The 22748-nt window shown below is 66.3% G+C and carries 19 protein-coding genes; 11 read left to right on the top strand and 8 right to left on the bottom strand.

Features of this window, described 5'->3' with window-relative positions; translation table 11 throughout:
- Window positions 1-7: 7 nt before the first annotated feature.
- The gene (locus tag QFZ70_RS11105) at window positions 8-1306 is read left to right on the top strand and encodes an MFS transporter (protein WP_307095578.1); all 1299 of its coding nucleotides are present in this window, start codon (window positions 8-10) and stop codon (window positions 1304-1306) included.
- 127 nt (window positions 1307-1433) lie between these two features.
- Here the strand turns inward: QFZ70_RS11105 and QFZ70_RS11100 are convergent, their stop codons facing one another.
- Window positions 1434-1820, bottom strand: a complete 387-nt coding sequence (locus QFZ70_RS11100; RefSeq protein WP_307095577.1) for a DUF1844 domain-containing protein — start codon at window positions 1818-1820, stop codon at window positions 1434-1436.
- A 389-nt stretch (window positions 1821-2209) separates the two neighbouring features.
- On the opposite strand from QFZ70_RS11100, the gene infC reads away from it, so the two are divergent.
- The 4 genes from infC (at window position 2210) to QFZ70_RS11080 (ending at window position 5005) form a co-directional block, all read left to right on the top strand.
- The gene (gene infC / locus QFZ70_RS11095; protein WP_373461575.1) at window positions 2210-3211 is read left to right on the top strand and encodes a translation initiation factor IF-3; all 1002 of its coding nucleotides are present in this window, start codon (window positions 2210-2212) and stop codon (window positions 3209-3211) included.
- 115 nt (window positions 3212-3326) lie between these two features.
- Window positions 3327-3521, top strand: coding sequence for a 50S ribosomal protein L35 (gene rpmI, locus QFZ70_RS11090; RefSeq protein ID WP_009358635.1), 195 nt, complete (start codon window positions 3327-3329; stop codon window positions 3519-3521).
- 119 nt (window positions 3522-3640) lie between these two features.
- Window positions 3641-4027, top strand: a complete 387-nt coding sequence (gene rplT / locus QFZ70_RS11085; protein ID WP_050055645.1) for a 50S ribosomal protein L20 — start codon at window positions 3641-3643, stop codon at window positions 4025-4027.
- Window positions 4028-4093: 66 nt separating this feature from the next.
- A complete protein-coding gene (locus tag QFZ70_RS11080) occupies window positions 4094-5005 on the top strand; it encodes an RNA methyltransferase (protein WP_307095575.1) in 912 nt (303 codons plus the stop codon).
- Between the two features lie 80 nt (window positions 5006-5085).
- Here QFZ70_RS11080 and QFZ70_RS11075 read toward each other — a convergent pair whose 3' ends face one another.
- Window positions 5086-6294 (bottom strand): MFS transporter, encoded by a 1209-nt coding sequence (locus QFZ70_RS11075; RefSeq protein WP_307095573.1) that lies wholly within the window; start codon window positions 6292-6294, stop codon window positions 5086-5088.
- Between the two features lie 164 nt (window positions 6295-6458).
- Between QFZ70_RS11075 and QFZ70_RS11070 the strand changes: the two genes are divergently transcribed.
- Window positions 6459-6908 carry a (deoxy)nucleoside triphosphate pyrophosphohydrolase gene (locus QFZ70_RS11070; protein ID WP_307095571.1) on the top strand — a complete coding sequence of 150 codons (450 nt, stop codon included), beginning with the start codon at window positions 6459-6461 and terminating at the stop codon, window positions 6906-6908.
- Here the strand turns inward: QFZ70_RS11070 and QFZ70_RS11065 are convergent.
- From QFZ70_RS11065 to QFZ70_RS11055, 3 genes are all read right to left on the bottom strand, one after another.
- Window positions 6905-8017 carry an Rv2578c family radical SAM protein gene (locus tag QFZ70_RS11065; RefSeq protein WP_307095570.1) on the bottom strand — a complete coding sequence of 371 codons (1113 nt, stop codon included), beginning with the start codon at window positions 8015-8017 and terminating at the stop codon, window positions 6905-6907. The two genes, QFZ70_RS11070 and QFZ70_RS11065, sit on opposite strands and share 4 nt — an antisense overlap.
- A gap of 70 nt (window positions 8018-8087) precedes the next feature.
- Window positions 8088-8843 (bottom strand): SIMPL domain-containing protein, encoded by a 756-nt coding sequence (locus tag QFZ70_RS11060; protein WP_307095569.1) that lies wholly within the window; start codon window positions 8841-8843, stop codon window positions 8088-8090.
- A gap of 3 nt (window positions 8844-8846) precedes the next feature.
- On the bottom strand, window positions 8847-9323 hold the full coding sequence (locus QFZ70_RS11055; protein WP_307095568.1) for a hypothetical protein: 477 nt from the start codon (window positions 9321-9323) through the stop codon (window positions 8847-8849).
- A gap of 209 nt (window positions 9324-9532) precedes the next feature.
- Between QFZ70_RS11055 and pheS the strand changes: the two genes are divergently transcribed.
- From pheS to QFZ70_RS11040, 3 genes are read left to right on the top strand one after another with little or no spacing between them, the layout of a single operon-like run.
- Complete coding sequence (pheS, locus tag QFZ70_RS11050; RefSeq protein ID WP_307095567.1) at window positions 9533-10594, top strand: phenylalanine--tRNA ligase subunit alpha; 1062 nt, start codon at window positions 9533-9535, stop codon at window positions 10592-10594.
- A gap of 2 nt (window positions 10595-10596) precedes the next feature.
- Window positions 10597-13140 carry a phenylalanine--tRNA ligase subunit beta gene (gene pheT / locus QFZ70_RS11045; RefSeq protein WP_307095565.1) on the top strand — a complete coding sequence of 848 codons (2544 nt, stop codon included), beginning with the start codon at window positions 10597-10599 and terminating at the stop codon, window positions 13138-13140.
- 17 nt (window positions 13141-13157) lie between these two features.
- On the top strand, window positions 13158-13835 hold the full coding sequence (locus QFZ70_RS11040; RefSeq protein ID WP_307095564.1) for a 4'-phosphopantetheinyl transferase superfamily protein: 678 nt from the start codon (window positions 13158-13160) through the stop codon (window positions 13833-13835).
- 15 nt (window positions 13836-13850) lie between these two features.
- On the opposite strand, the gene QFZ70_RS11035 is transcribed toward QFZ70_RS11040, so the two are convergent.
- The 3 genes from QFZ70_RS11035 to QFZ70_RS11025 form a co-directional block, all read right to left on the bottom strand.
- Window positions 13851-15209 (bottom strand): M1 family metallopeptidase, encoded by a 1359-nt coding sequence (locus QFZ70_RS11035; RefSeq protein ID WP_307095562.1) that lies wholly within the window; start codon window positions 15207-15209, stop codon window positions 13851-13853.
- 70 nt (window positions 15210-15279) lie between these two features.
- Window positions 15280-19236 carry a Pls/PosA family non-ribosomal peptide synthetase gene (locus QFZ70_RS11030; protein ID WP_373461574.1) on the bottom strand — a complete coding sequence of 1319 codons (3957 nt, stop codon included), beginning with the start codon at window positions 19234-19236 and terminating at the stop codon, window positions 15280-15282.
- A 152-nt stretch (window positions 19237-19388) separates the two neighbouring features.
- Window positions 19389-20354, bottom strand: a complete 966-nt coding sequence (locus QFZ70_RS11025) for a quinone oxidoreductase (protein WP_307095560.1) — start codon at window positions 20352-20354, stop codon at window positions 19389-19391.
- Window positions 20355-20518: 164 nt separating this feature from the next.
- Here QFZ70_RS11025 and argC point away from each other — a divergent pair, with 164 nt between their 5' ends.
- The gene (gene argC / locus QFZ70_RS11020) at window positions 20519-21550 is read left to right on the top strand and encodes an N-acetyl-gamma-glutamyl-phosphate reductase (protein WP_307095559.1); all 1032 of its coding nucleotides are present in this window, start codon (window positions 20519-20521) and stop codon (window positions 21548-21550) included.
- Window positions 21547-22713, top strand: coding sequence for a bifunctional glutamate N-acetyltransferase/amino-acid acetyltransferase ArgJ (gene argJ, locus QFZ70_RS11015; protein WP_307095557.1), 1167 nt, complete (start codon window positions 21547-21549; stop codon window positions 22711-22713). Before argC ends, argJ begins: the two co-directional genes overlap by 4 nt.
- Window positions 22714-22748 lie beyond the last annotated feature (35 nt).

The following is a 22748-nucleotide window of genomic DNA, read 5'->3' as shown; positions in this document are numbered from 1 at the left end:
TCCTTTCGTGAATTTCGCTCTCTACCGGGAGTTGCTGGCCGTACAGCCCATCAGGCGGCTGCTTCTGGTCGGCATGATCGCCCGTATCCCGCACTCGGCGGCCGGCGTGCTGCTGACACTGCATATCGTCCTCACCCTCGGACAGGGGTATGCCGCCGCGGGTGCAGCCGCTGCCGTGATGACCATCGGTATCGCCGTGGGGGCTCCGTGGCGCGGCCGGCGGGTGGACACCGTGGGCCTGCGCAAGGCATTGATCCCTTCGGTGGTGTCCGAGACTGTGATCTGGTCGATCGTGCCCCACGTCTCCTACGAGTGGCTCCTTCCCCTGGTGTTTGTGGGCGGACTGCTGACGCTGCCCATTTTCAGCGTGGTGCGCCAGTCCCTCGGCATCCTGGCCGACGGCGAACAGCGCCGCACCGCCTTCGCCCTGGACGCAATCACCACCGAAGTGGTTTTTATGATCGGTCCTGCTGCAGGCGCCATCGTGGCCACCAGCGGCTTCAGCGTGGCGGGCCTGACCATCGTGGGCGTCTGCACCTCCTTGGCCGGCCTGTTCCTGATGTGGTTCAACCCGCCCACGCGCAGCACGGCGTCCTTGGACGACGGCGAGGCGGACCAGCAGCGTGCGGCTGAGGCCGCCGTGGTTTCCACTGCCCCCGCCCACCTGCAGGAAGCTGCCGCGGACCTGGCCCCGGCTGCTGCCCACAATGCCCGCACTGCCGGGCTGAAGGACAAGTTTGCCGGCAGCTTCACGTGGTTCACGGCTACCGTGGCCGCACTCTTCGCTGTTGCCGCCGGAGCGGGAATGGTGCTCAGCGGCACCGACGTCGGAATTGTTGCAGCTCTGGAGACTGGCGGCCACCAGGCCGAAATCGGCATCGTTTTCCTGTTCTGGTGCGCGGCGTCCGTGGTGGGCGGGCTGATCTACGGAGCCATGCACCGGCCGGTCTCGCCCATTGTCCTGCTCCTTGGTATGGCGGCCCTGACCATCCCCATGGGATTCGCCCACGACACCTGGTCGCTTGCCCTGGTTGCCATCCTGCCGGGGCTCCTCTGCGCGCCGGTGCTCTCGTCGGCCTCCGAAAAGGTGGCGGACCTGGTGGATGAGGAGCGGCGCGGCGAGGCGATGGGCTGGTACGGCTCCGCGCTGACCGGTGGGGTTGCGCTCGGAGCGCCGCTGGCGGGAGTTTTCATCGACCAGGTGGGACCGTCGGGGGGCTTTGTCTCAGTGGGCGCTGCAGGCGTGGCGCTGTGCCTCATCGGGATGGTTCTCCAGCAACGCCGCCGAAGCCGCACCGCTGCCTGACTGGGCACTTCTGCCCAAAAACCTGGAAAAGGGGTGCGGGACAACTGCCTAAGTTACGACGACGGCGGGTCCTCCCCTCGCATGGGGTGGCCCGCCGTCGTGAATTGCTCAGTTCTGACTTACCGTGTCAGTTGACCGCGCCGGTGTACTTCTCGCCTGGACCCTTGCCCGGGGCGTCGGGGATAAGCGACTCCTCGCGGAAGGCCAGCTGGAGTGAACGCAGGCCGTCGCGCAAGGGACCTGCATGCTGGGAACCGATCTCCGGGGCGGCGGCGGTGACCAGGCCGGCCAGGGCAGTGATCAGTTTCCGGGCCTCGTCCAGGTCCTTCAGTTCCTCGGCGTTGTCCTCCGCCGCAAGGCCCAGCTTGACCGCAGCGGCACTCATGAGGTGAACGGCTGCAGTGGTGATGACCTCGATGGCCGGCACTTCGGAAATGTCGCGGATCTGCTGGGAGACATCGGAACCGTTGTCCGCAGGCTCGAAAACGTATGAATTACTGTCTGGGGTGCTCATACTGGTAAGCTTGACACAGACCGACTGGATGTCGTTATTTCAGAGATTGTTCCCGAACGATCAAGGTTCCCACCGGCGCCTCACTGCGTTGACGGGAATTTTTTCTGTAAGATGGCATGTAGTTTGCAAGCGGAGTTCTCTCCCACCCGCGTCAGCCGCTGTTCCTTAGGATTATGGAACGCAAGGTTGCCGGGTACTGGTTGGCACTGGAACCGGCATGAGCTGGAACCACCCGTGCAGTCCCGTCAGTGGGATCCGCACAGCCAATCTTCGAGGCCTTCGATTGCTCCGGCAATTGGGGGCCTTCTCTATTTGCCGGGATCCCACAACAACACAGGAGCTTTAACATTAGCGAGCCAAGAATCAATGAGCGTATCCGCGTCCCCGAGGTGCGGCTGGTCGGCCCTGCAGGTGAACAGGTAGGAATCGTCCGTATTGAGGATGCCCTGCGCCTGGCCGCCGAGTCCGACCTTGATCTCGTTGAAGTTGCACCTCAGGCGAAGCCTCCGGTGTGCAAGCTGATGGACTTCGGCAAGTACAAGTACGAGGCCGCGGTCAAGGCACGTGAAGCACGGAAGAACCAGACGAACACCGTTCTGAAGGAAATCCGCTTCCGCCTGAAGATCGACACCCACGACTACGAGACCAAGCGCGGGCATGCACTGCGCTTCCTCGGCGCCGGGGACAAGGTCAAGGCCATGATCCAGTTCCGCGGCCGCGAACAGCAGCGTCCGGAAATGGGTATCCGGCTGCTGCAGCGGTTTGCCGACGACGTCGCTGAAGTTGGCGTGGTTGAATCCAGCCCCCGCATCGATGGCCGCAACATGGTCATGGTGGTTGGACCGCTGAAGAACAAGGCGGAAGCCAAGGCTGAAGCACGGCGCGCCACGCAGCGGGCTGAATCCATAGCGCAGAACGAAGCCAAGGCTTCCGGCCGCATCGACGTCTCCGGCGACGACCAGGCCCCGCTGACGCAGTCCCTCGCGGACCTGCTTCCCGAGGGATTCACGGTCTCGACGGAACCGGAAGCAGTAGCTGTTGCTCCCGTGCAGGAGGCGGCTCCCGCCGTCGAACCTGCCGCAACTGTTGCGCCTGCGGAGAAGACGGTCCAGGAAGCCCCCAAGCAGGAGGTTCCTCAACAGGAAGCCCCCAAGCAGGAATCTCCTAAGGCTCCCGCGCCGAAGGCTGCTGCACCGGCACCCAAGGCTGCTGCACCGGCACCCAAGCCGGCTGCGGAGAAGCCCGAAGCTGCCAAGCCCGCAGCTGCGGCGCCGAAGCCTGCAGCAGTTCCTGCTCCGCCGAAGCCGGTGGCCAGGCCGGCTGCACCAAAGCCCGCCGCACGGCCTGCTCCCAAGGCAGTGCCGAAGCCGGCTGGCAAGAAGACCACTTAGTCCACAGCTGCCGGAGGTCGCCCTCCGGCAGTTAGCAACCAGCACGCCGCCCCTAGGGCAGCTGCGCGATAAAACTGCAGGCCCAGCCTGCGGACACGTAAGGAGATCGGTTCCCATGCCGAAGATGAAAACCCACAGTGGTGCTAAGAAGCGCTTCAAGCTGACCGGCAGCGGCAAGCTGCGCCGCCAGCAGGCAAACCGCCGCCACTACCTCGAGCACAAGTCCTCCAGGCTGACCCGCCGCCTCGCCGGCGACAAGATCGTCTTCAAGGGCGACGCCAAGGTCATCCGGAAGATGCTCGGCATCTAGTTTCCAAGTTTTTTGACTGACCACCACCTGGTGTAAGTCACCTACCAAAAAGCCTTCTCAGGCCGCCGGGAATCCCGGCAGTAGATGCTTGGGAGCAGAATTTTCGAAGGAGTACGCACGTGGCACGTGTGAAGAGGGCGGTCAACGCCCACAAGAAGCGCCGGGTTATCCTTGAACGCGCAAAGGGCTACCGTGGACAGCGTTCACGCCTGTACCGCAAGGCAAAAGAGCAGCTGCTGCACTCGTTTGTGTACAGCTACGGCGACCGCAAGAAGAAGAAGGGCGACTTCCGCCGCCTGTGGATCCAGCGCATCAACGCTGCTTCCCGCGCCAATGGCCTCACCTACAACCGTCTCATCCAGGGCCTGAAGGCCGCTGAGGTTGAGGTTGACCGCCGCATGCTGGCCGAACTGGCCGTCTCCGACGCCAACGCCTTCGCTGCGCTGGTCCAGGTTGCCAAGGACTCGCTGCCTGCCGACACCTCCGCCAAGAAGGTTGTTGCGTAGCAACTGTCGGTTCCCCCGCTAGGGGCAGTTCAGGAACCCGTGGCCCTAGCCACTAAAGTTTCCTATATGAACGACACCGGGCGCCCGCAGGATTTTCCACTCTCCAACCCCCGAGCAGATCGGGTGAGGGATGTGGCGAAACTTGCCGGGCGCCCGGCCCGTTTAAAGCGCGGGCAGTTCCTGGCTGAGGGACCCCAGGCGGTTCGCGAAGCGTTGAAGCTCCACCAGCAGCGCGTTGCTGACGGAGTCCCCGGCCTGGTCACCGAAGTGTTCGCAAGCGCTGCCTGCCTTGACCGGTTTCCCGAATTCGAGGAGCTGTCCGAAGGAACGAACGCCCGGCTTGCCACCGACGAGGTCCTGGCCGCCATGGCCGATACCGTCAACCCCCAAGGCATCATTGCGGTCTGCCGGTTCCTGGACGTCACGCTGGAAGAAGTGCTCGACGCCGGTCCCCGTCTCATCGCCGTTTTGTGCCAGGTCCGCGATCCCGGCAACGCCGGAACGGTACTGCGCGCGGCGGATTCCGCCGGAGCAGACGCGGTGGTCCTCACCGGCTCCAGCGTTGACATCTACAACCCCAAAGCAGTACGTTCCACCGCGGGATCCCTGTTCCACCTCCCCGTGGTGCTGGGGGCCGACGTCGACGATGTCGCGGCGGCATGCCGTGCCCGGGGGATTGGCATCCTGGCAGCGGACGGATACGGCTCCCTCAACCTTGATGCGTTGCAGGACGAGAACGCCCGGCGCCGCCTCACGGGTCACGGAACTCCATCGGAGTACGATCTGGAGAATCCGACGGCCTGGCTGTTTGGCAACGAAGCGCAGGGGCTGTCCCCGGCGGAGCTTGACCTGGCAGACCACCGGGTGGCGGTGCCGGTCTACGGTGCTGCCGAAAGCCTCAACCTGGGCACGGCAGCTACTGTCTGCCTTTACGCGAGTGCCCGTTGCCAGCACCTGCCGGCCGCCCTGACGGCATAGCAGGATCACACGCTGCCCTGAAGGCAGTTGTGGGATGACCGTAAGCCAGGAAGCCGCTGGCCGCCCTCCCCGAACAGGGATCAGGCGGTCAGCGGCTTTTTGCGTTCCAGCAGTCCGCTGGCTATTGCAACGCCGAGTCCCAGGACGGCAAGACAGGCGCCCACCAGGGCGGGGGCAACATAACCCCATCCCCAGGCGATGACCAGGCCGCCGAGGAAAGCCCCCAAGGCGTTGGCCACGTTCAGGGCGGCGTGGTTCAGGGATGACGCCAGGGACGGCGCGTCAGGGGAGGCGTCCAGGAGGCGGGTCTGCAGCGCCGGTACGAGCATGGACCCGGCGGCGCCCACCACAAAGACCATCGCCAGCGCCGACCACGGCCAGTGAGCGGCGATGGCGTACACCACCAGGGCTACTGCGATGGCAGGCAGCACCGTGTACAGGGTGCCCATAACGGACTTGTCAGCGATCCTGCCGCCCACCACGTTGCCGGCCACCATGCCCAGGCCGTAGAGCGCAACCACCAGTGGAATCAGCGAGGACGGGAGGCCGGCCACATGCGTCATCGTGTGGGAGATGTACGTGTACGTCGCAAAGAAGCCGCCGAAGCCCACGATGCCGATCAGGATGGCAAGCCACACCTGGAGCCGTTTCAGCGCCCCGAGCTCGCGGCGGATGCTCGCGTCAGGATGGGCCTCCTGGAAGGGAACAAAGCGCCAAATCAACACCAGGGTCAGGACTCCGAGGAAGCCCACAAGGATAAAGAGCAGCCGCCAGCCGTAGGTTTGTCCCACCCAGGTTGCCGCCGGTACGCCGACAACGTTCGAAATGCTGAGCCCCGCCATCACCATGGAGATAGCCCAGCCGCGGCGGGTGGGCGGCACGAGCGAGGCGGCGATGACCGCTGCAACGCCAAAGAACGCGCCGTGCGGCAGCCCGGCCGCAAACCGCGAAAGCAGCATCGATCCGTAGTCGGGGGCCAGGAAAGACGTGAGGTTGGCGACGGTAAAGAACAGCATGAGGCCGAGCGCCAGATTCTTGCGCGGAAGCTTGGCGCCGACGGCGGCAAGCAGCGGTGCGCCGACCACCACTCCCAGCGCGTAGGCGGAAATGAGGTGCCCGGCTTCGGGTGTGCTGATCCGAAGGCCCTGCTCCACTTCCTTGAGCAGGCCCATCATGGTGAATTCGGTGACCCCAATACCCACCCCGCCCATGGCGAGGGCGAGGATGGCCATGGCGATATTGGGGGCGGAAGTGCTTTTTGCCGTGGGCGACTGTAGGACGCTGCTCATGTGCCTGCTTTTCGAAGTGCTGGAAGTACAAGGTAGGGCTGCAGCCGCGGCAATGGAGCTGGATTAGGCCTGGACCCCGGGGAAAACCCCAGGCGGGACGCAGGTATTCCCGCGACGAAGAAAGAGTGCCCGGGTCCTTCTATTGTCCCCCATAGAATGGGGCGGTGACTGGACTGATACAGGTGGTGGGCGGAGCCGTAGTTGACCGCCTCGAGGAACCTTCCATGCTCCTCGTGGCCCGCCGCAGTGCGCCGGAAAAGCTGGCCGGTCTCTGGGAGTTCCCGGGCGGCAAGGTGGAACCGGACGAGGAGCCGGAGGCGGCGCTCTGCCGCGAGCTTACCGAGGAACTGGGAATCAGTGTTCGGCTGGGTGCGGAGCTGCCGGCGGAAGCCCCCAGTGGCTGGCCATTGAATGACCGGGCCAGCATGCGGGTATGGTTCGCGGAAGTCGCCCAGGGTGAACCGCAGCCCCTCGAGGACCACGATGAACTGCGGTGGGTATCACTGGAAAACCACGATGAGGTCCTTGGCCTGCCGTGGATTCCAGCCGATTTCCCCATCGTCCGGGCTCTGTTGGCGGCCCTGGCTGTACCGGCAGGAGGAGCCCGCTCCTAAAAGAGCGTGGCTTGTCCCGCTGGGCCTGAAGCTGAACTCGCTGAAGGCGACGGTCCCGAAGGCGCCATGGCCGGGATGACGCCGGCCGGGTACTCCGCTTCCTCACCGCGGGGATCGTCGAGGTCCCGGTGGCTGAAGCCGGACGAGTGGGAAAAGCCATGCCTTGCCTTGAAGTAGCGGACTTTTGCGGCGAGCCAGGTGCGGTATTCCTTGGAGGCGTAGGAGCCCGTCCCGTAGAGGCGCCGGTACCTGCCTGCGAGGCCGGGATGGTGTGCGGCGATCCACTTCATGAACCACTCCCTGGTTCCGGGCTTCAGGTACAGCGCACCGGCAGTTACCCCCGTGGCTCCGGCGGATGCGAGGGACGCGAAGAGCGAGTCCAGGGCTTCGTCGCTGTCCGAGAGCCACGGGAGGATCGGCATGGCCATCACGCCGCAGGGCAGGCCGGCCTCACGAAGCCTGGACACAAGCTTCAGCCGTGCCCGGGGCCCTGGCGTGCCCGGCTCAACGGCCTCGGCCAAGGCTTCGTCTGTCATGGCGAGGGAGATGCCCAGGCCCACCGGCACCTGGGTGGCCGCGCTCTTCAGCAGCGGAATGTCCCTGGCCAGCAGCGTTCCCTTGGTGAGGATGGACAGGGGAGTGCCGGACTCAGCCAGGGCGGTGATGATCCCGGGCATAAGCCGGTAGCGACCCTCGGCGCGCTGGTAGGGGTCCGTGTTGGTGCCCAGGGCCACCTGCTGGTGATTCCAGGAAGGTCTGGCCAACTCCTTCCGCAGGACCTCGGCTGCGTTGACTTTCACCACCACCTGGCTGTCGAAATCCAGCCCGGCGTCGAAGTCAAGGTAGGTGTGGGTTTTCCTGGCGAAGCAGTACACACAGGCGTGGCTGCAGCCACGGTACGGGTTAATGGTCCACTCAAAAGGCATCCGTGAACCGGCAGGCACTTTGTTGAGCACCGACTTGGAGTTGACCTCATGGAACGTGATGCCGGCAAAATCAGGTGTGGTCACGGACCTGACCAGGCCGGCAAGGGGAAGCAGCGCAGGCGGTGCGCCGGCCGCATCAGTTTCTGCCGGCGGCGGCAGCAGTGCTTGGGCATCCCATCTCATGACCTCCATTCGAATATACGTTCGAACTTAAGTCAAGCATGCGCAGCAGAACCCGCAAGAGACTGCTGGCCTAAGCGCCGGCGTGAAGTTCCCACACCACGCTGATGGCAGCCATCACCGCGGCATCTCCGGCCTCAACGGCAAGGCTTTCCACGGCGGCAGCCCGCTGCATCCTGACCACGGGCACCGGGCTCTGGACCGGCGCCTGGTCCGCTACCGAAAGCACGCGTCCCAAACGGGCCGAGGCAAGCTGGGCGTACTGCTGTGCGGTAGTTAATGCGTCATGCCATGCGGCCTCCCGTGCGCGGGCCCGCACCGCGGCATCGTCGCTGAAGGTCAGTTCCAGGCCGTTCAGCCGTACGTCGTTGCCGCCCGCGTCAACGGCGTCAGAAATTGCTGCCGAGGCGGAACCCAGGGCCCGCAACCTCACGGTAAGGGTGCTGGCTGCAACGTACCCGGTGACGCGCTGTCCTTCACCTTCCTTCCATACGAGGTCCGCCCGCACGTTGAGGCCTGTGGTGCGGATGTCGGTACCCTCAACGCCCCGCTGGCGGAACGCCGACGTCACGGCTTCGGAGCTCATGCCCGCCCGGGAGTAAGCCGCCTCCACGGAGTCGGCCCGGCACTCCACGCCGATCGACACCACCATCAGGTCAGGAGCGGCTTCCGCCGAGCCCGTCCCGGTGACGCTGACAGTTCCGGCGGCCCCAGTTCCGGCGGCCCCGGTGCCGCCGGAACCAGTGCCAGGGGACCCGATGCCGGCGTGCTGGTAGCCGGCAGGCCCGACGCCGCCACTCGAGTCATCGTGCCTCGGTTCCGTTTCCATGGGTCACGCCTCCACTTCTGATGGGCGCCGAGGCCGGCGGCCTGAGGGCGCAGGGTATCCGCCGGCTGCCAGCCCGGCGCGGCGTTCGAAGACATTGGCCGTACCCGGATTGCCGGTGCGGATCAGGGACCAGCCAGCGGCGAGCAAGTACAGCGGGAGGAAGGGAATACCCAGGCACCACGCGTACTGGGAACAGTGCTTTTCCTCATGTCCCAGCAGCGCCGGCCGGGCCAGCAGCTCAGCGGCAGTGCAGCGGCACAAGACCACGTTCCCGAGCGTGAACGCGGCGGCGAACGGCAGGCGCCACCGGTACCCGGCGGCGATGAGCAGGCCCCGCGGGCCCCTGCTGAGTTCCGTCCGTGCCGCGGCGGCCACAGCGAGGCCCAGGACGGTGCTGCCGTTGACCACGTTGGCGGCAAGCCGCAGCCGCTGGTGGACAGTCAGGGGCAGCCGGGATGCCGAAACCGGCCGTGGTGTCATGAGGACATGGTAGCCGGGGGGTTCAATTAGACTGGAGGCAGTGGCCGCCGGAATTTCCGGTATGCCCTGACCTGGTCATTGAATGAGCTGATATTTCCACGAGAATTCAGGTCATTCATCCATGACCTGCCAGTGACGGACGCGCCGCCGGGAAACCGTGCAGACTGCCCTGTTCACCGGCAGCCACGACTCGTAGCTAAGAACAGTAGATGACTGAAACTTTGCCGGGCGCCGCCATTCCGAACCCCACGGATGAAGCCGCCATCACCGCCGCTGTAGACCAGGCCGTCGCCGCCATCGCCGGCGCTGCCACCCTTGATGAGCTGAAAGCGGTGAGGCTCGCGCACACCGGCGAGAAGTCCCCGCTCAGCCTCGCCAACCGCGAAATCGGAAAGCTGCCCAAGGACCAGAAGGCCATCGCCGGGAAGCTGATGGGTGCGTCCCGCGGACGCGTTAACAAGGCGCTCGCGGACCGCACGGCAGAGCTGGAAGCGGAAAACGACGCCCGGATCCTGCTGGAAGAGACAGTTGACGTCACTGCCGCCCCCCGCCGTCGTCGTGCCGGTGCCCGCCACCCCCTGTCCACCCTCCAGGACCGTGTTGCGGACATCTTTGTGGGCATGGGCTGGGAGATCGCAGAGGGTCCGGAAGTCGAATCGGAATGGTTCAACTTCGACGCCCTGAACTTCAAGCCGGACCACCCGGCCCGCGAGATGCAGGACACCTTCTTTGTGGAGCCGCCCGAGGCCCATCTCCTGATGCGCACCCACACCTCCCCGGTGCAGGTCCGGTCCATGCTGGAACGCGAGCTGCCCATCTACGTACTCTGCCCGGGCAAGGTGTTCCGCACGGACGAGCTGGATGCCACGCACACTCCGGTGTTCCACCAGTTCGAGGGCCTGGCCATCGACAAAAAGCTCAGCATGGCAGACCTGCGCGGCACCCTTGAGCACTTTGCCCGGCAGATGTTCGGCGATGAAGCCCAGATCCGGCTGCGCCCCAACTACTTCCCGTTCACCGAGCCCTCCGCGGAGCTTGACATCTGGCACCCCGGCGCCAAGGGCGGCCCGCGCTGGATCGAATGGGGCGGCTGCGGCATGGTCAACCCCAACGTGCTTCGCGCCGCGGGCATCGACCCGGAGGTCTATTCAGGTTTTGCCTTTGGCATGGGCATAGAGCGCACCCTCATGTTCCGCAATGAGGTGGGGGACATGCGCGACATGATCGAAGGCGATGTACGTTTCAGCGAGCACTTCGGGATGGAGATCTAACAGTGCGTATCCCACTTTCCTGGCTGCGTGAATTCGCAGAGGTACCGGCCGGAGCAACGGCCGAAGACGTTATGGACCAGCTCGTCAAGGTCGGTTTCGAAGAGGAGGATGTCCACCGTCCCACGGACACCCTCCAGGGCCCCATCGTGGTGGGCCAGGTCCTGAGCCTGGTCAAGGAACCGCAGACCAACGGCAAAACCATCAACTGGTGCCAGGTCCGTGTTGTCCCCGAGGGCCAGGAGCAGACCCTTACGGGCAAGGGCATCGACCCGTCCGGCGTGCAGGGCATCATCTGCGGTGCCCACAACTTCGTTGAGGGCGACAAGGTGGTGGTCACGCTTCCGGGCGCAGTACTGCCGGGCGACTTCCACATCTCAGCGCGGAAGACGTACGGCCACCTCTCCGCCGGCATGATCGCCTCAGTCCGCGAACTCGGCATCGGCGAAGACCACGACGGCATCCTGGTGCTGTCCCGCATCGGGCTGGACCCGGAAATCGGCACCGACGCCATGGAGCTCCTGGGCCTTTACGACCAGGCCGCCGAAATCAACGTCACCCCGGACCGCGGCTACGCCTTCTCCATCCGCGGCGTTGCCCGCGAGTACGCGCATGCCACCGGGACCGCCTTCACCGATCCCGCTTCCCGTGTTAATGCTCCCGCTGCGCTCGCGGGCGGCTACGGCGTCAAAATCAACGACGACGCCCCCATCTACGGCAAGCCGGGCTGTGACCGTTTCGTGGCCCGGACCGTCCGCGGTGTGGATGCCACGAAGCCGACTCCGCCGTGGATGACCTCCCGGCTCCGGCTGGCCGGCATCCGCTCCATCTCCCTGCCGGTGGACATTTCCAACTACGTGATGCTGGAACTCGGCCAGCCCACGCACTGCTACGACCTGGACAAACTGACCGGGGACATCGTGGTGCGCCGGGCCCTGGCGGGCGAGAAAATCACCACTCTGGATGACAAGGAACGGGCGCTCGACGCCGAGGACCTCCTGATTACCGACGCTTCCGGTCCCATCGGCATCGCCGGTGTAATGGGCGGGGCCGCCACCGAGGTGGGCGACTCGACGTCGAACATCCTGGTTGAAGCCGCGCACTTCGACGAGGTGTCCATCGCCCGCTCCCGCCGCCGCCACAAGCTGCCGTCCGAGGCTTCCAAGCGCTTCGAGCGCGGCGTGGACTGGCAGGTGGCCGGCATCGCCGCCCAGCGGGTGGTCGACCTCCTGGTGGAGCTGGCGGGCGGCACGGCCGACGAAGCAGGCACCGACGTCGGCACCGCCCCGGACTCGGTCACGATCGAGCTGCCGGCAACTTTTGCTGCCGCACGCATCGGCATCGATTTCACCGAAGAGCAGATTGTTACGTCCCTTGAGGACCTTGGCGCTGCCGTAGTGAAGAACGACGGCGGCTGGAGCGTTACTGCCCCAAGCTGGCGGCATGACCTGGAAACCAAGGAGGACCTCTCCGAGGAGATCGCCCGGCTGGTGGGGTACGACCAGATTCCCGCCACGCTGCCCGTGGCGCCTCCGGGGCGTGGCCTGACGCGCGTGCAGCAGCAGCGCCGCCGCCTGATCCAGGCACTGGCTGACGCGGGGCTTACCGAAGTCCTTTCCTACCCCTTTGTATCCAAAGCGGCCAACGACACCTTCGGCGTGGCAGAAGAGGGAGCAGGCCGGACCGCGGTCAAGCTGGCAAACCCGATCAGCGAGGAGCAGGGCTTCCTGCGCACCTCCATCCTGCCGGGACTCATAGAGGTGGCCAAGCGGAACCACTCACGCGGCTTCCGGGACCTGGCGCTCTTCGAGTCGGGCCTGGTGTTCCTGCCGGCTGAGCGGATGGGCACGGACTCCATCCCGCCGCTTGGGGTCAAGCCAAGCGACGAGGTGCTGGACGGACTGTACGACGGCGTTCCCGCCCAACCGTTCCACCTTGCTGTGGTCCTCACGGGTCATGATTCCCCCGCCGCGGCGGCACATGCCCCGCGGGTGTGGGACTGGGCGGACGCCTTGGACATTGCCCGCCTTGCCGGCGACGTCCTGGGCGTGGACGTCGTTGTCAGCCAGGGCAGCCACCAGGCATTCCATCCCGGCCGCGCGGCGCGGTTGTCCCTGCGGTCAGGGGAGGTGGTCGGTTACGCGGGAGAGCTGCACCCCAAGCTCCTTGCCGCTTCGGATATGCCCGCCCGCTCGGTTGCTTTGGAGCTCAACGCCGACGCGCTGTTCGATGCCGCTGCTGACGTTATCGTGGCGCGCCACATCTCCTCGTTCCCGGTGGCCACCCAGGATGTTGCGCTTGTGGTCCGTGCCGAGGTACCGGCCGATGAGGTACTGGCCGCACTCCGCGAAGGTGCCGGCGAACTGCTGGAGGACGTCGCGCTGTTCGACGTGTACGCGGGCAAGGGAATCGAAGAGGGCAAGAAGTCTTTGGCCTTCGGACTCCGGTTCCGTGCCGCTGACCGTACCCTCACGGCGGACGAGGCATCAGCCGCCCGGGAAGGCGCTGTGGCCCTGGCGGCCGAGCGCTTCGGCGCGGTTCAGCGCTAGGCCTGAAGCGCACTCCCATGGACCCAAGGCTGTTCCTGCGGGCAGTGGATATCTCTCCCGATATTCCCTGCCCGCAGGCTGGCTACAGTCCTGCCGGTGGGCTGGTTCCCTCGCCGGCGGAGGCGCTCCGGGCAGCAGCGATGGAGCCTGGCGCAGCCGCGCGCTTCCTCGCCGGCAGGGCAGCACTCCGCCGCTTTGCGGCCCAACTCCTCGACCTCCCCGCCGCGCAGTTGCAGGCGGCATACTCCTGTCCAGAATGCGGTTCCGGACCTGACCTGTCCCATGGCCGACCGGGCTTCACGCACCACGGCCAGCCGCTGCCCCTGCTCCTGAGCATGGCCAGGGCTGGACGTTGGGTTCTGCTGGCGGGCCTCACATCGCCGCTGGCGGGGGAGCGGTTGGGAACCGACGTCGAAGATCCCGAACGGCTTGGCTTCGATGACTTTGACGACGTGGCCCTGGCGGACGCTGAAAAGCACGCCGTGGCCGGCCTGGAGGGAGCAGCCCTGCTCCGCGAGCGGGCGCGGCTGTGGACCCGCAAGGAAGCCTGGCTCAAGATGACCGGCGATGGACTGCGGACGGATCCTCGGGAAGTGGCCGTCCTGGACAGGCCGGGGCTGACGGACCTGCCGCCTGCCGCGACGGGGCTGCCGGCGTCGCTCGTTGCTGCCTTAGCGCTTGGCCGGTTGGGTTAGCGGGGCCAGGTTCGGCTAAGCAGGAAGCGGCGGAAGCGCCAGCTCAAAGAGCCAGGGGTGGAGCACCGCTTCGGCATCGATGCCCGCCACGCGGTTCGCCAGCAGCACGAAATCTGCCGTTGACACCGATCCGTGGCGGTGGGTCCTGGTCCATTCCTGCAGCAGCGCGAAGAAGGCAAGATCCCCGCAATGCCGGCGGAGCGCGTGCAGTGCCAGCGCGCCGCGCTTGTAGACGCGGTCGTCAAACATCAGGGCCGGCCCTGGATCCCCGACCAGCAGGTCCTGTTCGGCAGCAGACAACCCCCGCCACGCCGACGCCGCCCGCTGGTGGGCGGTTATAAGGCCGGCTTCCTCGGACCAGATCCATTCCGCGTAGCAGGCGAAACCCTCATGCAGCCAGATGTCGTGCCAGGCTGCAACGGTCAGGGAGTTGCCGAACCACTGGTGCGAAAGCTCATGGGCAATCAGCCGCTGGGATTCCCAGTCCGGGCTGAGGTGGTTCCGGCCCAGGATCGACAATGATTGAGCTTCCAGCGGGATCTCCAGGACGTCATCAGTCACCACCACGGTGTAACCTGGGAAAGGGTAGGGGCCGAAGCGCCGGACGAAGGCAGCCATCATGTCGCGCTGCCGGCTCAGCCCGGCCTCCGAGGCATCAGCCAGGGCCGGGGGCACAGCCACGGTCTGCACTACGCCGCCGGCGGAACCGTCGTCGAGGACCAGGACGTCATACCTGCCGATCTGAACCGTGGCCAGATACGTGGCCATCGGCTCGTGCTGCTCGTAGGTCCAGGTCTCCCTGCTGGACCCGCGCGTGTGGCCGGCCAGCACGCCGTTGCAGACGGCGCGGTAGTCCGCGTCCGTGGTGACCGAAATGCGGTAGGCGGCCTTGTCCCGGGGGTGGTCATTGCAGGGAAACCAGGAGGGGGCGCCGTTGGGTTGTCCGGCCACCAGCACGCCGTCGGTCAGTTCTTCCCAGCCCACCTCGCCCCACAGGCCGCGGCGGGGAGCGGGATTGCCCTCGTAACGGATGTCCACGGTGAAACCCTCGCCGGGAACCAGGGCGGTTTCCAGATGCACCACCAATTGCTCGGCCCGCTGCGAAAAGCGGCGCACCCGGCGCCCGTTGAACTGCACTTTGACTGCCCGGAGCCCCACCAGGTCAAGCACAACAGCCGAAGCAGCCCGGTTGGCCACCGCGTGGAGCAGCGCCCTGCCGTTCAGCCGGTTGCTCGCCAGCCTGTAGTCCAGCTCCAGCTCGTAGCGCGTCACACTGTAGGCGTCAGTGCCGTGGTGGGCCACATAGCGGTCGGACCGCAGGTCGGGTCCGGGCTCGCGGGTGGAGGTTCCGCGGACTGATTCTGGCGAGCTCATAAGGGGAACGGCCTTAACTAACTACTGTTGACGGACGGCGGTGGTGTTGCTTCAGGTGTTGCCCGGACGATCATTTCCCCCGCGGCAGGGCCGGCCCGGCCCACGGGCTGACGGGGTTGCCCATCCAGTAGGTGCCAGCCGGTACTGTTTCCCCGCGCATCACCAGCGACGCGGGGCCAACTGTTCCGCCGTGGCCGATCCGTGCCTGCGGGAGGATGACACCATGCGGTCCCATCGTTGCCCCGTCTTCGAGCGTAACAGGGCCAATGCTCATGATGCGGTCGTGGAACAGGTGGGTTTGCACCACGCAGCCCCTGTTGACGGTGGAGTTCGCACCCAGGGAAACGAGATCCGCCTCCGGCAGCCAGTAGCTCTCGCACCACGTCCCGGAACCGATTTTGGCGCCGAGGGCGCGCAGCCACCACACAAGGGCAGGGGTGCCGGTGGCGGCGCGGGCAAACCAGGGCGCGCTGACCATCTCGATAAACGTATCCACCACTTCATTGCGCCAGATAAATGAACTCCACAGGGGGTGCTCACCTGCGTTGATCCGGCCAATGAGCAGCCACTTGGCCGCCACGGCGCTCCCGGCAGCCACTGCTCCTGCCAGCAGCATCACCAAACCGCCGAGCAGGGCAGTTACGGCATAACCGTTGGCCGAGGCCAGCCAATCGAAGGCCAGCAGGACGCCGGCGGCCAGTCCCACCGTCAACACCACGGGAATGAACCGGCAGGCTTCCCACAGCGCCCGGGCCATCTTCAGCCTGCGTGGCGGCTGGTAGGTGAGCGAGTTGTCTGATGCGATGGCGGTGCGGCGCAGCCGGACGGGAGGGCTTCCCAGCCAGGACGTACCGGACTTGGCTTTCGACGGCGTTGCCGAGAGCACGGCCACCAGGGAGTTCTTCGGAACATTGCGGCCCGCCCCGGTCATTCCCGAGTTGCCGAGGAACGACCGCTTGCCGATCTTGGCCGGTGCGATCCGCAGCCAGCCGCCGCCGAGCTCGTATGAGGCCACCATTGTGTCATCGGCCAGGAATGCGCCCTCGCCCACTGTGGTCATCTTGGGAAGCAACAGCACGGTGGAGGCTTCCACGTTCTTGCCGACCTTTGCTCCCAGCAGGCGGAGCCAGACAGGGGTGAACAGGCTGGCATAAATGGGGAACAGGAGGTCCCGGGCCAGGTCAAGAACGCGTTCCGTGGCCCAAACCTGCCAGCCGATCCGGCTGCGGACACGGTAGTAGCCTTCGCGCAGGCCCAGTCCCAGCAGGCGCGTCGTGCCCAGGATCAGGAGCAGGTTCGCGGCGAACCAGGCAAGGGCGGCAAGAGGCAAGGAAGCAAGCAGGGGAAGCCAGGCCTCCGACAGCGAACTGTGGCCCCTGATGAACAGGAGAACCACCAGGCAGGCGGCTCCTGCGGAAAGGTAGGGAATCATGGCCAGCAGGGTGCTGGCGGCAGCGAATGCCGTAAACCAAAGCCGGGCCAGTAACGAGCTGGTGGCGGGCTGAGCCGGCCAATTCTGTTTTGCCCTGCCCCGGCGTTCTGCAGGGGACCCGGCCACAACCTGGCCTGCCTTGACCTTGCCCAGGACTGCCGAACCCGGCTCCACCTGCCCGCCGGCCCCGATGCTGGCGCCGGGCATCAGGGTGCTTCGGGCGCCCACCGTGGCGCCCGCGCCGATGCGGATCGCGCCGATGTGCACGTTGTCGCCGTCGATCCACCAGCCCGAAAGGTCCACCTCAGGCTCCACGTTCGCTCCGGCGCCCAGCGAGAGAAAGCCGGTTACCGGCGGCAGCGAGTGCAGGTGCACGTTGCTGCCGATCGTCGCGCCCAAAGCCCGCGCGTAATAGGGAACCCAGGGTGCGCTGGCCAGGCTCACCGCTCCGGCCAGGTCCTGGATCTGCTCAGCCAACCACAGCCGCAGATGGACTTTGCCCGACCTGGGATAGGTCCCCGGCCCAACCTTCCGGAGCAGGAGACGGGCCGCTGCCACCGACAGGCCCATGCGCCCGGCAGGACTGACGAACACCAGCCAGGACGCACCCACCCACCACCAGGACACTGTTGGCGCCCCGGCGAAGCCGGCCAGCCCGGCAAGCAGGTTATTGCCTGCCATCAGGTAGGTCAGCCAGCGCATACCCACGAGAATGTGCAGCGGCACGCCCATCAGTGTCTGGAAAACCTGGGACTTGCGGGCGGTGGGCCGGACGATGCGGGCCTCGGCGGGACCGGCCACCGTTCCCGCCGGCACCGACTGGCGTGCTGCATCGATGAGGGCCCCGACGCGCGGCGTGGCGTAGATGTCCGCCACCGTGATGGTGGGGTAGCGGACCCGGAGCGCAGAAACGAGTTGGGCTGCCGCAAGGGATCCACCGCCGGCGGCGAAAAAGTCGGCGCCGAGGCTGGTTGCCTTGATGCCGAGGACAGCGCCCCACTGCTCAACGATCCACCGGGCGTCGTCGGGGAGGTTCAGCGGGGCACTGTCTGCATCATCGGCGCCGGAACCGGCAAGCGGCCAAGGCAGGGCGTGCCGGTCCACCTTTCCGCTGGTCTTGGTTGGCAGGGAGTCGACGACGGTCAGCAGCGGAACCAGGGCCGCCGGAAGGCTGGCAGCAAGGAGTTCGCGGGCAGCAGCCAGGTCCGGCGTCGTTGCCCCGGCGGGCGCAAGGTACCCCACCAGGATCTGGTTCCCGGCCGCCGTCGTCCGGACAGCGGCCGCAGCACCCGCGATGCCGGGCAGCGCCTGCAGTGCAGCATCCACCTCGCCGAGTTCGATGCGGCGTCCGCCCAGTTTGACCTGCTCGTCAGCGCGGCCCATAAAGACCAGTCCCGCGGCTTCATAGCGGACAAGGTCGCCCGAGCGGTAGGCGCGGTTCCAGCCGAGCGTTGGGAAGGGCGCGTACTTTTCGGCATCCTTGGCCGCGTCCAGGTAGCGGGCCAGCCCTACACCGCCGATGATGAGTTCGCCAATGGTTCCTTCCGGCACCGGAACGCCCTCCCCGTCCACTACCGCCAGGTCCCAGCCGTCCAGGGGAAGCCCGATCCGCACAGGACCTGGCCCGCCCAGTGGTGCAGCACAGGCCACCACGGTGGCCTCGGTGGGGCCGTAGGTATTCCAGACTTCCCGGCCGTCAACGGCAAGCCGTTCAGCAAGCTCAGGCGGGCACGCCTCCCCGCCGAAAATCAGCAGCCGGACGTTTTCGAGTGCTTCCGCTGGCCAGAGGGCAGCCAGGGTGGGAACTGTTGACACCACAGTGATGCCATGGCTGATGAGCCAGGGACCCAGGTCCATGCCGGTGCGGACCAGGGCCCGCGGTGCGGGGACCAGGCAGGCGCCGTGCCGCCAGGCCAGCCACATCTCCTCGCAGGAGGCATCAAACGCGACTGACAGCCCGGCCAGCACCCGGTCCGACGTGCCGATGGGCTCCGCCGGGAGGAAAATCCGGGCTTCCGCGTCCACGAAGGCAGCCGCGGAACGGTGCTGCACTGCAACGCCCTTGGGGGTTCCCGTGGAGCCGGACGTAAAGATCACCCAGGCGTCGTCATCAGCCTCCGCTGTCCGGGCGGCGGGGAACGGCGAGGGCCTGGAGCCATCGGGAGCCACTCCGCTTTCCGTGACGACGGCGGCCACCTTGGCTTCACCGAAAACCAGCCTTGCGCGTTCCTCGGGATCATCCGCGTCCACGGGAACGTAGGCGGCCCCGATGAGCAGGATGGCAAGGATGGAGATGTACAGCCTGTTGGTGCCGGACGGGATGCGAACGCCGATCTTGTCGCCGGCGCCGAGCCCGGCGAGGTGCATTTCCCGGCCGGCCGCGCGGACGGCTGCCAGTAGCTGGGCATAGCTCAGGGATTCCCGGCCGTCGTCGAGGGCGGAGGCATCCGGGTAGCGTTCCGCCGTGTCCTGCAGTATGTCAACCAGCGTCCTTGCCGGGGGAGTGGCGGCAGACCCGGCCAACTGCGGCTGGTAACGGGGCCTGGGTCCGGGGAAGCCGTCGGTTGCAAGGCTGCTGCTTTGTTGCTCGGTCACCAATGCAGTGTGCCGGGACAACATGAACAGAAAGTGTCCAGGTTTGCCGGCTGTCCACCCGTTGTTGGGAGGTTGTTCAGGGCGTGTTCCTCAACTTGCTCCCTGAATTGCTCCTGCACCCTTGAACTGTCCCTGCATATCCAAAACTGCTCCTACGGAATGAGGACCACCTTGCCGGTGGTGCGGCGCCCCTCGAGGTCGCGGTGCGCCTGGGCGGCCTCCGCCAGCGGATACTCGGCGCCGATCCGGATTTTGAGGCTGCCGTCCGCGGCGGCGGCGAACATCTCATCTGAGCGCCAGCGCCGTTCCGCCGCGTCCTGCAGGTAGTGGGCCATGGTGGGCCTGGTCAGGAAAAGGGAGCCGCCTGCGTTCAGGCGTTGCGGATCCACCGGCGGGACGGGACCCGAGGCCGCGCCGAACAGGGCCAGCGTGCCCCGAACGTGGAGGGCGCTAAGGGAACCGTCGAAGGTGTCCCTGCCGACGCCGTCGTACACAACGTCAACGCCCTTGCCGTCGGTGAGGTCGCGCACGGCTTTGTCGAAGCCGCGGTACCGCAGGACGTGGTCCGCCCCGGCGCCGAGCGCGAGGGCTTCCTTCTCGTCCGTGGATACCGTGGTGATGACCCGTGCGCCTTTGGCCTTGAGGAGCTGGATGAGCAGCAGCCCCACCCCGCCCGCGCCGGCGTGCAGCAGGACATTGTGGCCGGCTTCAACCTTGAAGGTGGAATTGATTAGGTAATGGGCAGTCAGGCCCTGCAGCGGGAGGGCGGCCGCGGTGGCATCGTCCAGTCCATCCGGCACAGGCAAGGCTTTATCCGCGTCCACCAGGGCATAGCCGGCGTAGCAGTCGGCGCCCTCAGCCGTGGCTATCCGGTCGCCCTCGGCGAATCCGGTGACCCCTGCGCCGAGACCTACAACTGTTCCCGCTGCTTCGGAGCCGGGGATGAAGGGATACTGGACCTTGTACACGCCGCTGCGCTTGTAGGTGTCGATGAAGTTCACGCCGGCTGCCGCTACCTGGATCAACAGTTGCCCGGGGCCGGGAATGGGGCGCTCAACGGGCACGTAGGACAGGACTTCGGGACCACCGGCTTGCCCGGCGACAATGGCGTGCGTCATGGTTTTCCTTCCGCGGGCGGGAGTTTCCGGCCCGGTCCACCCATCCTAGGCGTCAGGGATGCAGGGCAGGGCCGTTGCCGCTGTGGCAGGGCGTCAAGCGCAGTAAGCAGGATAGGTGCATAAATATCGGTTGTAGTGAATAGTTTTACTGTAAGGTGGGTACCATGACTATTTCTGTTGCAGTCTCAGGTGCCAGCGGCTACGCCGGCGGGGAGGTGCTGCGCCTCCTTGCGGGCCACCCGGACGTGACAATCGGAGCCATCACGGCGCACAGCAACGCAGGTTCCCGCCTGGGTGAGCTGCAGCCCCACCTTCACGGCCTTGCCAGCCGCATCCTTGAGGACACCACCGTGGAGAACCTCTCGGGCCACGACGTCGTCTTCCTCGCGCTGCCCCACGGGGCCTCTGCCGACATCGCTGCCCAGCTTCCGGAGGGCACAGTGGTGATCGACGCCGGCGCCGACCACCGCCTGCAGGACCCGGCAGCATGGGAGAAGTTCTACGGCTCAGCCCACGCCGGCACGTGGCCTTATGGCCTGCCCGAACTGCCCGGCCAGCGTGAAGTCCTTAAAGGCGCAAGCCGGATCGCCGTGCCTGGCTGCTATCCGACGTCGGCCCTGCTGGCACTGACGCCAGGGTTCGCCGCCCACCTCCTCCAGCCCGACGACGTCGTCATCGTTTCCGCCTCCGGCACCTCCGGCGCGGGCAAGGCAGCGAAAGTCAACCTGATCGGCGCCGAGGTGATGGGCTCGATGAGCCCCTACGGCGTTGGCGGCGGCCACCGGCACACCCCCGAGATCGAGCAGGGCCTGTCCAATGCGGCAGGGGAGCAGGTGACAGTTTCCTTCACGCCCACCCTTGCACCCATGAGCCGCGGGATTCTCACCACCGCGACGGCGAAGGTCAAGCCGGGAACCACTGCGGAACAGCTGCGCCAGGCGTGGACCGACGCCTACGACGACGAGCCGTTTGTGCACGTACTGCCGGAGGGCCAGTGGCCGGCCACAAAATCCGTCCAGGGATCAAACCACGCCGTCATGCAGCTGGCCTTTGACGCGCACACCGGCCGGGTGGTTGTCACCTGCGCCATCGACAACCTCACCAAGGGGACCGCCGGCGGCGCCGTCCAGTCCATGAACATCGCACTCGGCCTGGCGGAAACTGCCGGCCTTGACCTGCAGGGAGTAGCCCCGTGACCATTACCGCACCCCAAGGATTCCGGGCCGCCGGCGTCACCGCGGGACTCAAGGCCTCCGGCAACCCGGACCTTGCCCTGGTGGTCAACGATGGGCCCACGAAATCTGCAGCCGCCGTATTTACCAGCAACCGGGTGGCTGCCGCCCCTGTCCATTGGTCCCGACAGGTGGTTTCGGACGGCCGGGTGGACGCCGTGGTCCTCAACTCCGGCGGAGCGAATGCCTGCACCGGACCCACCGGCTTTCAAAACACCCACAGCACCGCCGAAAAAGTGGCCGAAGTACTCGGCATCTCGGCCACCGATGTTTTTGTCTGCTCCACGGGCCTGATCGGCGAGCAGCTGCCCATGGACAAGATCCTCCCGGGCGTGGAGGCCGCCGCCGCTGCCCTCAGCACTGATGGCGGACCTGCCGCCGGCACCGCCATCATGACCACCGACTCGGTTCCCAAGGCTGCGTTGTTTATCGGCACCGATGCGGACGGCCAGGAATTCACCATCGGCGGCATCGCCAAGGGCGCCGGCATGCTGGCACCGGGCCTCGCCACCATGCTGGTGGTCCTCACCACAGACGCCGTGGTGGAACCGGAATTGCTCGACGTCGTCCTCCGCGATTCCACCCGCGTCACCTTTGACCGGGCGGACTCCGACGGCTGCATGTCCACCAATGACACGGTGGTCCTGCTGGCCTCCGGGGCCTCCGGTGCCGTGCCGTCCGCCGAATCCTTCGGCGCCGGCCTCACCCAGGTGTGCGCCGAGCTGGCCCGGAAGCTGATTGCTGACGCCGAAGGGGCCAGCCACGACATCGCCATCCGGACCTTCAACGCCGCCAGTGAAGCGGACGCCGAAACGGTCAGCCGCTCCGTGGCACGGTCCAACCTCTTCAAAGCCGCCATCTTCGGCAAGGACCCCAACTGGGGCCGGGTGCTCTCCGCCGTCGGCACCACTGACGCGGCGTTCGAACCGGACCAGCTCAACGTGGCCATCAATGGAATCCAGATCTGCCGGAACGGCAGCATCGGCGATGACCGCAGCCTGGTGGACCTGGAACCGCGCGAGGTGCTGGTGGAAATCGACCTGCAGGCCGGCGACGCCGAGGCCACCATCTGGACGAATGACCTCACCCACGACTACGTGCACGAGAACAGCGCCTACTCAAGCTGACCCCACCCCGCAGCCCGGCAACCCTGGAGATACTG

This window comes from Arthrobacter sp. V1I9 (assembly GCF_030817075.1).
In the GTDB taxonomy this organism is placed as follows: domain Bacteria; phylum Actinomycetota; class Actinomycetes; order Actinomycetales; family Micrococcaceae; genus Arthrobacter.
This window is presented reverse-complemented; position numbering and strand designations above follow the sequence as displayed.

Bases quoted from the DNA above. Each gene is read 5' to 3' on its own strand.
- QFZ70_RS11060 (WP_307095569.1), bottom strand. From the start codon at position 8,843: ATGGAAACGGAACCGAGGCACGATGACTCGAGTGGCGGCGTCGGGCCT.
- QFZ70_RS11080 (WP_307095575.1), top strand. From the start codon at position 4,094: ATGAACGACACCGGGCGCCCGCAGGATTTTCCACTCTCCAACCCCCGA.
- QFZ70_RS11025 (WP_307095560.1), bottom strand. From the start codon at position 20,354: ATGACGCACGCCATTGTCGCCGGGCAAGCCGGTGGTCCCGAAGTCCTG.
- QFZ70_RS11075 (WP_307095573.1), bottom strand. From the start codon at position 6,294: ATGAGCAGCGTCCTACAGTCGCCCACGGCAAAAAGCACTTCCGCCCCC.
- QFZ70_RS11035 (WP_307095562.1), bottom strand. From the start codon at position 15,209: ATGAGCTCGCCAGAATCAGTCCGCGGAACCTCCACCCGCGAGCCCGGA.
- QFZ70_RS11040 (WP_307095564.1), top strand. From the start codon at position 13,158: ATGGACCCAAGGCTGTTCCTGCGGGCAGTGGATATCTCTCCCGATATT.
- rpmI (WP_009358635.1), top strand. From the start codon at position 3,327: ATGCCGAAGATGAAAACCCACAGTGGTGCTAAGAAGCGCTTCAAGCTG.
- pheS (WP_307095567.1), top strand. From the start codon at position 9,533: ATGACTGAAACTTTGCCGGGCGCCGCCATTCCGAACCCCACGGATGAA.
- QFZ70_RS11055 (WP_307095568.1), bottom strand. From the start codon at position 9,323: ATGACACCACGGCCGGTTTCGGCATCCCGGCTGCCCCTGACTGTCCAC.
- QFZ70_RS11065 (WP_307095570.1), bottom strand. From the start codon at position 8,017: ATGAGATGGGATGCCCAAGCACTGCTGCCGCCGCCGGCAGAAACTGAT.
- argC (WP_307095559.1), top strand. From the start codon at position 20,519: ATGACTATTTCTGTTGCAGTCTCAGGTGCCAGCGGCTACGCCGGCGGG.
- QFZ70_RS11100 (WP_307095577.1), bottom strand. From the start codon at position 1,820: ATGAGCACCCCAGACAGTAATTCATACGTTTTCGAGCCTGCGGACAAC.